The 3,006-nt window shown below is 51.2% G+C and carries 1 rRNA gene; it reads left to right on the top strand.

The features are described 5' to 3' along the window. The first annotated feature begins 66 nt into the window (after positions 1-66). Positions 67-2,957: ribosomal RNA gene (locus BCT27_RS15700) — 23S ribosomal RNA — on the top strand. Positions 2,958-3,006: the final 49 nt, after the last annotated feature.

Raw genomic sequence — 3,006 nt, 5'->3', positions numbered from 1 at the left:
GAGCTTGTTCTTTAACGAGAACACCTTGGTTGTTTGTCCATACATAAAGACCTCTTGGGGTTGTATGGTTAAGTGACTAAGCGTACACGGTGGATGCCTTGGCAGTCAGAGGCGATGAAGGACGTAGTAACTTGCGATAAGCCCAGATAAGGCAGTAACAGCCATTTGAATCTGGGATTTCCGAATGGGGAAACCCACGTGCATAAGCACGTATCATGCAGTGAATACATAGCTGTATGAGGCGAACTCGGGGAACTGAAACATCTAAGTACCCGAAGGAAAAGAAATCAATTGAGATTCCGGCAGTAGCGGCGAGCGACCCCGGATTAGCCCTTAAGCGGTTTAAGTGTTAGTGGAATCATCTGGAAAGGTGAGCGATACAGGGTGATAGCCCCGTACACGACAATGCTTTTATCGTGAAAACGAGTAGGACGGGACACGTGTTATCTTGTCTGAACATGGGGGGACCATCCTCCAAGGCTAAATACTCCTGACTGACCGATAGTGAACCAGTACCGTGAGGGAAAGGCGAAAAGAACCCCTGTGAGGGGAGTGAAATAGAACCTGAAACCGTGTACGTACAAGCAGTGGGAGCCTCTTTTATGGGGTGACTGCGTACCTTTTGTATAATGGGTCAGCGACTTACTTTTAGTAGCAAGGTTAACCGTATAGGGGAGCCGTAGGGAAACCGAGTCTTAACTGGGCGTTGTAGTTGCTAGGAGTAGACCCGAAACCGAGTGATCTAGCCATGGGCAGGTTGAAGATTGAGTAACATCAATTGGAGGACCGAACCGACTAATGTTGAAAAATTAGCGGATGACTTGTGGCTAGGGGTGAAAGGCCAATCAAACTCGGAGATAGCTGGTTCTCCCCGAAATCTATTTAGGTAGAGCCTCGGACGAATACTACTGGGGGTAGAGCACTGTTAAGGCTAGGGGGTCATCCCGACTTACCAACCCTTTGCAAACTCCGAATACCAGTAAGTACTATCCGGGAGACACACGGCGGGTGCTAACGTCCGTCGTGAAGAGGGAAACAACCCAGACCGCCAGCTAAGGTCCCAAAGTTATCGCTAAGTGGGAAACGATGTGGGAAGGCTCAGACAGCCAGGATGTTGGCTTAGAAGCAGCCATCATTTAAAGAAAGCGTAATAGCTCACTGGTCGAGTCGGCCTGCGCGGAAGATGTAACGGGGCTAAGCGATACACCGAAGCTGCGGCAATGTGCTTTATGCATATTGGGTAGGGGAGCGTTCTGTAAGCCGTTGAAGGTGAATCGTAAGGTTTGCTGGAGGTATCAGAAGTGCGAATGCTGACATGAGTAACGATAAAGGGAGTGAAAAACTCCCTCGCCGGAAGACCAAGGGTTCCTGTCCAACGTTAATCGGGGCAGGGTAAGTCGACCCCTAAGGCGAGGCTGAAAAGCGTAGTCGATGGGAAACGGGTTAATATTCCCGTACTGCTTATAACTGCGATGGGGGGACGGAGAAGGCTAGGTGGGCCTCGCGACGGTTGTCGAGGTTCAAGTGCGTAGGTGGGTGTCTTAGGCAAATCCGGGACGCTATACACTGAGACACGATGTCGAGCCACTACGGTGGTGAAGTCATTGATGCCATGCTTCCGGGAAAAGCCTCTAAGCTTCAGGTTATAAGGAATCGTACCCCAAACCGACACAGGTGGTCGGGTAGAGAATACCAAGGCGCTTGAGAGAACTCGGGTGAAGGAACTAGGCAAAATGGTACCGTAACTTCGGGAGAAGGTACGCTCCTAGCGGTGATGAGACTTGCTCTCTAAGCTGCCGGGAGTCGCAGATACCAGGTGGCTGCAACTGTTTATTAAAAACATAGCACTGTGCAAAATCGAAAGATGACGTATACGGTGTGACGCCTGCCCGGTGCCGGAAGGTTAATTGATGGGGTTATCTTCGGAGAAGCTCTTGATCGAAGCCCCGGTAAACGGCGGCCGTAACTATAACGGTCCTAAGGTAGCGAAATTCCTTGTCGGGTAAGTTCCGACCTGCACGAATGGCGTAATGATGGCCACGCTGTCTCCACCCGAGACTCAGTGAAATTGAAATCGCAGTGAAGATGCTGTGTACCCGCGGCTAGACGGAAAGACCCCGTGAACCTTTACTACAGCTTGGCACTGAACATTGACCCTACATGTGTAGGATAGGTGGGAGCCTTTGAAGCATCGTCGCTAGATGGTGTGGAGGCAATCTTGAAATACCACCCTTGTATGCTTGATGTTCTAACTTAGCCCCATTATCTGGGGTGAGGACAGTGCCTGGTGGGTAGTTTGACTGGGGCGGTCTCCTCCCAAAGAGTAACGGAGGAGCACGAAGGTGGGCTAATCACGGTCGGACATCGTGAGGTTAGTGCAATGGCATAAGCCCGCTTGACTGCGAGAATGACAATTCGAGCAGGTGCGAAAGCAGGTCATAGTGATCCGGTGGTTCTGAATGGAAGGGCCATCGCTCAACGGATAAAAGGTACTCCGGGGATAACAGGCTGATACCGCCCAAGAGTTCATATCGACGGCGGTGTTTGGCACCTCGATGTCGGCTCATCACATCCTGGGGCTGAAGTCGGTCCCAAGGGTATGGCTGTTCGCCATTTAAAGTGGTACGCGAGCTGGGTTTAGAACGTCGTGAGACAGTTCGGTCCCTATCTGCCGTGGGCGTTGGATGATTGAGAGGGGCTGCTCCTAGTACGAGAGGACCGGAGTGGACGAACCTCTGGTGTTCGGGTTGTCACGCCAGTGGCATTGCCCGGTAGCTAAGTTCGGAATCGATAACCGCTGAAAGCATCTAAGCGGGAAGCGAGCCTCAAGATGAGTCATCCCTGACACTTTAAGTGTCCTAAAGGGTTGTTGAAGACTACGACGTAGATAGGCAGGGTGTGTAAGTGCTGCGAGGCATTGAGCTAACCTGTACTAATTGCCCGTGAGGCTTAACCATACAACACCCAAGGGGTTTTAGCGGACTCAAGAAAGAACATTGAATGTGT

The organism is Enterovibrio norvegicus (genome assembly GCF_002876705.1).
GTDB classification, from domain to species: Bacteria; Pseudomonadota; Gammaproteobacteria; order Enterobacterales; family Vibrionaceae; genus Enterovibrio; species Enterovibrio norvegicus_B.
The sequence above is the reverse complement of the archived record's forward strand: the minus strand, read 5'-3'. Positions and strand labels throughout refer to the sequence as shown.